We start from the raw sequence: 5259 nt of genomic DNA on the forward strand, positions 1-5259 counted from the left end.
CAAAGCGCCGGGAGCCGCGGCGCGGCGCGGCGGACGGTCTGCAGCGGTCGGTGCGCCAGGGCAGCACCGCTGCCCCGCCGGCGCACGCGCGCAGGGGCCCGGCCGATCCGAGTGGATCGGCCGGGCCCCTGCGTGCGAGGCGGGCTGCCTCAGCCCTTGCGGGGCGGCTTCCCGCCGCGCTTGCGCGCGGCATCCGGGTCCGCCACGGCGGGCTGCTCGCCGGTGGCGGTGCGCCCGCGCCCGGCATCCACGCGGCCGGCCCGCGTGCGGGAGATCCGGTAGTCGATGCGGTCGTCGAGCACCTCGCCCCACTCGCCGGCGAACTGCTCGTTGACGTGGCCGGTGACGCGGTCGGCCATGCTGTCCGTGATGTGCTCGCTGATCGCCTCCGCGCGGTGGAGGAGCTTCTGCTCCTCCACCATCGCGTGGTCGAGCTTGAGCGTCTTGAGCGTTGCGAACGCCATGAGCAGCAGGATCACGCTGAAGGGCAGCGCCGTGATGAGCGAGCCCGCCTGCAGGGAGGTCAGGCCGTTCGACAGCAGCAGTGCGATCGCCACGAGGCCCTCGAGGAAGGCCCAGACGACGCGCGACCACAGCGGCGGATTCGGGTGCCCGCCGGAGGAGAGCATGTCCACGACGAGCGAACCGGAGTCCGAGGAGGTGATGAAGAAGATCGCCACGAGCAGGATCGCCACGACGGAGAGCACGGGGCCCGCCGGCAGGTCGCTGAGCACGGTGAACAGCGCCTTCTCCGGGACGATCGCCTCGCCGCCCTCGTGCCACAGGTCGCCCTGGGTGAGCTGGCGGTGGATCGCGATGCCGCCGAGCACGGAGAACCACACGAAGCTGACCATCGTGGGCACGAGCAGCACGCCCGCGATGAATTCGCGGATGGTGCGCCCGCGCGAGATGCGGGCGATGAACACGCCCACGAACGGCGCCCAGGAGATCCACCAGCCCCAGTAGAAGATCGTCCACGACGAGGCCCAGGTCTGGCCCTCCTCGCCCGTGTAGGCGGCGGTGTCGAACGTCATCTGGAAGAAGTTCGCGAGGTAGAGGCCGAACGCCTGGATCATCTCGCGGAACAGGAACACGGTGGGGCCCATGATGATGAGCGAGATGAGCAGCAGGCCCGCCACGGACAGGTTGATGTTCGACAGCCACTTGATGCCCGCGCCCAAGCCGGTGACGACCGAGGTGGTGGCGAGCAGGGTGATGATGACGACGAGGACGACGAGGATCGTGTTGTTGACCTCGCTGATGATGCCGATCGACTGGACGCCGGCGGCGATCTGCTGGACGCCCAGGCCCAGCGAGGTGGCGACGCCGAACAGCGTGCCGAGCACCGCGATGACGTCCACGGTGTCGCCCAGCCAGCCCTTGATGCGCTCGCCGAAGAGCGGCTCGAGCGCCCAGCGGATCGACACGGGGCGACCGCGCCGGTGGATGCCGTAGGCCAGGGCCAGGCCGATGATCGCGTAGCAGGCCCAGGGGTGCAGGCCCCAGTGGATGAACGTCTGGGCGAGGCCCTGCTCGGCCAGCGCGGACGGCGGCCCGTCCGTGCCCGGCTTGGGGTCCGAGGTCATGTAGGTGAGCGGCTCGGCGACGCCGAAGAACACGAGGCCGATGCCCATGCCCGCGGCGAAGAGCATGGCGAACCAGGACAGCAGCCCGAACTCCGGCTTCTCGCCGTCGCGGCCCAACCGGATGCGGCCGTACTTCGAGACGCCGAAGAACACGGCGAAGCCGATGAGGATGCCGATCGTGAGCATGTAGAACCAGCCCAGGTCCCGCACGATCCAGCCCTGGATCGACTCGAGTACCGCACCGGTGCCGTCGGGGAAGACCATGGCGAGCGCCGTGACGAGGACGACGATGCCGATCGCCGGGTAGAAGACCGCCGGGGTCACGCCGCCGCGGCCGATCTTCACGCCCTGGCCGCGCAGCTGCTCCGTGATCTCGTCATCGGAGCCGCTGTCGTCGATGGGCTCGACCTCGCGGCGGTCGGGATCGAGCGGGTCGACGAAGTCGTAGCGGTCGGCGTGGCCGAGGCGCTCCTCGAGGGAGGCCGCTGTGGGCTCCTCGCGGGGGTCAACCGCCGTCGAGGGCGCGTCGGAGAAGGCGGTGGGGGCCTCGCCGGGCGCCGGCGCGTCGAAGGCGGTGGAGCCGGGTGCGGCGTGCGCGCCCGCGGGCTGCGGGTCGGCTGGCGACGAGGAGGGTTCTCTGCCCTGTGTCATCGGGTCCTTTGCGGGGTTGGGGACGAAAACGGCCGTCTACCAGGATGGGTGAAGTCTTCCGTGGTAGCAACCCGCGGTGGCCCCCGTCACCGCGCTCCCCCGGGCCCCGCCGCGGCCGAGGCGCGGGCCGGCCGGGTGCCGGCCAGCGCCTCGGGCGCCGCTCAGCCGGCCTCGAAGCCGCCGTCGATGACGAGGTGGGCGCCGGTCACGAAGGCCGAGTCGGGGCCCGCGAGGTAGGCGATCATGCCGGAGACCTCCGCGACATCGGCTCGCCGCCCCAGCGGCGTGCGGGGCACGACGCCGCCGCCGGGCTCGTCAGCGTTCATCGGGGTGGAGACGCCGCCGGGCAGGATGGCATCTCACGGACGTGGGCCGGCGAGCTCGTCCCGCGCGCCAGGGCCGCGCTCGCCGCGGCCGAGGCGGTCACCGCCGCCGCGCACCAGGCCAGCGCCCTGCTGGGCGGGACGGTGTCGTTCGGCACGTTCAGCAGCGCGCACCGCTACCTGCTCACCCCGCTCATCGTCGACTTCTCCCGCCTTCACCCCGACGTCCAGATCGAGATCGTGGGGCTCAACTCGTCCGAGGTGGCGCAGGCCGTGCGCGAGGGCGACCTGGAGGCCGGGCTGGTCTCGCTGCCCATCGACGCCCACGGGCTCACGGTCTCCGAGCCGGTCCTCACCGACATCGTCGTCTGCGTGAGCGCCGAGCCCGCCCACACGGAGGAGCCCGTGACGCCGGCGCAGCTGTCCGAGCGCCGCCTCGTGCTCTCCGAGGCGCGCTTCCGGCACGACGACCCGATGCGGCGCCGGCTCGACGTGCTCGCCCAGTCGGCCGGCGTGCGGATCCGGCCCTACATCGAGGTCGAGTTCATGGATGCGGCGCTCGAGCTGTGCGCCGAGGGCGTGGGCGACACGCTGGCCTCCTCGCTCGTCCTGCGCGCCCACCGCGTGGGTGAGCGGGTCACCTGGGCACCGGTGGAGCCGCCCTTCGTCGAGCAGTTCGCGTTCATCACCCGCATCGACGCCGAGCTCTCCCCCGCCACCCGGACGTTCATGGACCTCGCCCGCCGGCACATGCGCGCCCTGCAGCGCACGCCCGAGGACTGGCAGCGCGAGTACGAGCGGCAGCGCCGGGGCTGAGCGGCCGCGCCGCTCAGCCGAAGATGTCTGCCAGCAGCGCCCGGAGGTCCACCCGCCAGGCCTCCGCAGCGGCGGGGTCCGGGACCTTCTCCGCGCCGGCCGTCACCAGGGCGCGCGCCGCCTGCGGGCTCGCGGCCAGCGGCGCGGCGGCGGCGACCCCCAGCTCGATGCGCTCGCCGCGCTCGAGGTCGGCGCGCCAGAAGCTGCGCTGGGCGGTGCGCGAGGTGCGCGGCGGCCCGCTCAGGGGGTGCCCGGCGATCGCACCGGGGTGCGCGCCGAGGTGGCGGACCACGCGCTCGTAGGCCGCGGCGCGGTCGAGCGCGACGGTGCGCGAGGCGGTGGCGGAGAAGGTGCCGTCGGCGCGCTGGCCGGGCAGGCGCCGGCCGATCCGCTGCTCGAAGCCCAGGGCCGCCGCCTGCGCCCACCAGCCAGGATTGTCCACGCGGCCGGCGAACGCGGTGGCCGCAACGGCCGCGAGCTGCCCGTGATCCAACCGCGAACCGCCAGCGGCCTCCAGCACGGCGACGATGTCCTCCCAGCCCATCCCCGTCGCCCGCGCGAGCGCGGCGGTGTTCAGCGGCCTGACCACCGGGGCCTCACAGCAGCCGGCGGCCGGCGGGGGCCCCGGCCTCCCGGGACAGCGGCGGGCGCTCGGGTGAGTCCTCGCCCGCCTGTGCCGTGGGTGCCTGTGCCGTGGATGCCTCGGAGCCCTCGGGGCGGCTCGCGACGCAGACGAGGAAGCCCGCATCGGGGGCGAAGGGGCGCAGGTCCCAGGTGGACAGGGTGAGGTCGATGGCAAGCCCGGCGGCCCGCTGGTCGTGCAGGAAGTCCTCGAACGCGTAGCCGCGGCCGGCACCGAACCCGGTGACGAGCCGCCCCCCGGGGGCCAGCAGCGCGGCCATGCGCGCGACTGCGCCCGGGCGCAGCTCCGGGTCGAGGAAGCCCAGGACGTTGCCGGCGGAGAAGACGATGTCGAAGGGCGCCCCGTAGGCCTGCGGATCGAGCGCCTCGAGGTCGCCCACGCTCCAGCTGGCGGTCGGGAAGTCCCGCTGGGCCTGCGCGATGAGATAGGGATCGAGGTCAACGCCCACCACGTCGTGTCCGGCGGCGTCGAGCAGTCCGCCCACGCGCCCCGTGCCGCAGCCGGCATCGAGGATCCGGCTGCCGCGCTGGGCCATCGCGTCGAGGAACCGGGCCTCCCCGCCCAGATCGTGGCCCGCGGCGGCCATGTCCTTCCACCGCTGGGCGTAGCGGTGGGAGTGCTCCGGGTCGTTCTCGATCATCATTCGCCAGCGGTTCGCAGAGGTCATGGCCTCATCGTAGCCACGGGCGGCGGCCGGGCATTCGGCAATCGGCCAGGTGATCCTTCCTACATTCGAGGGCGAGGCCGGTGAAGTGGTTGAAGTGGCAACCATGCATCTGCCTGAGTGGAGGCATGACTCACGACATCGGAATCCTGGTCCTCCGCCTCGCAGCCGGCGTCATCATGATCGCCCACGGCCTGCAGAAGCTGCTGTCCGTCTCCATCCCCGGCGTGCAGGAGATGCTCGCGGGCATGGGCGTCCCGGCGGCCTCCGCCATGGGCGCGATCCTGCCGTTCGCCGAGGTCGCGGCCGGTGCCCTGCTCATCCTGGGCGCCCTGACCCGCGTGGCGGGCATCGTCACCGCGCTCGTCGCGGTGGGCGCGATCGTCACCGTGCACGGCTCCCAGGGCTTCTACGCGGCCGACGGCGGCTACGAGTTCGTCCTCCTCCTGGCCGCCGCGGGCATCGCCCTGGCGCTGACCGGGCCGGGCCGGATCGCCGTCGACGCGCTGTTCGCCCGCCCGCGCGCCCGGCGGCTCGACTCCGCCGCCGCGCGCTCCGAGGGCCGCCCGGCCGGCG

General features: G+C 73.4%; 6 protein-coding genes. 2 read left to right on the forward strand and 4 right to left on the reverse strand.

The features are described 5' to 3' along the window. Positions 1-149: 149 nt before the first annotated feature. Both GSY69_RS13395 and GSY69_RS13400 read right to left on the reverse strand, forming a co-directional pair. Positions 150-2237, reverse strand: a complete 2088-nt coding sequence (locus GSY69_RS13395; protein WP_160954333.1) for a BCCT family transporter — start codon at positions 2235-2237, stop codon at positions 150-152. Between the two features lie 161 nt (positions 2238-2398). Beyond that, complete coding sequence (locus GSY69_RS13400; protein WP_328698880.1) at positions 2399-2590, reverse strand: SDR family oxidoreductase; 192 nt, start codon at positions 2588-2590, stop codon at positions 2399-2401. Between the two features lie 114 nt (positions 2591-2704). Here GSY69_RS13400 and GSY69_RS13405 point away from each other — a divergent pair, with 114 nt between their 5' ends. After that, complete coding sequence (locus tag GSY69_RS13405) at positions 2705-3376, forward strand: LysR family transcriptional regulator substrate-binding protein (protein ID WP_202411125.1); 672 nt, start codon at positions 2705-2707, stop codon at positions 3374-3376. Positions 3377-3389: 13 nt separating this feature from the next. Here the strand turns inward: GSY69_RS13405 and GSY69_RS13410 are convergent, their stop codons facing one another. Continuing rightward, positions 3390-3965: a hypothetical protein gene (locus GSY69_RS13410; protein ID WP_160954335.1), complete on the reverse strand. Its 576-nt coding sequence runs from the start codon at positions 3963-3965 to the stop codon at positions 3390-3392. Between the two features lie 7 nt (positions 3966-3972). After that, the gene (locus GSY69_RS13415) at positions 3973-4686 is read right to left on the reverse strand and encodes a class I SAM-dependent methyltransferase (RefSeq protein WP_160954336.1); all 714 of its coding nucleotides are present in this window, start codon (positions 4684-4686) and stop codon (positions 3973-3975) included. Between the two features lie 125 nt (positions 4687-4811). On the opposite strand from GSY69_RS13415, the gene GSY69_RS13420 reads away from it, so the two are divergent. Beyond that, positions 4812-5259, forward strand: a 448-nt coding sequence (locus GSY69_RS13420) for a DoxX family protein (RefSeq protein WP_160954337.1), incomplete at its 3' end; no start/stop codon positions are given.

The organism is Brevibacterium rongguiense (assembly GCF_009857845.1).
In the GTDB taxonomy this organism is placed as follows: domain Bacteria; phylum Actinomycetota; class Actinomycetes; order Actinomycetales; family Brevibacteriaceae; genus Brevibacterium; species Brevibacterium rongguiense.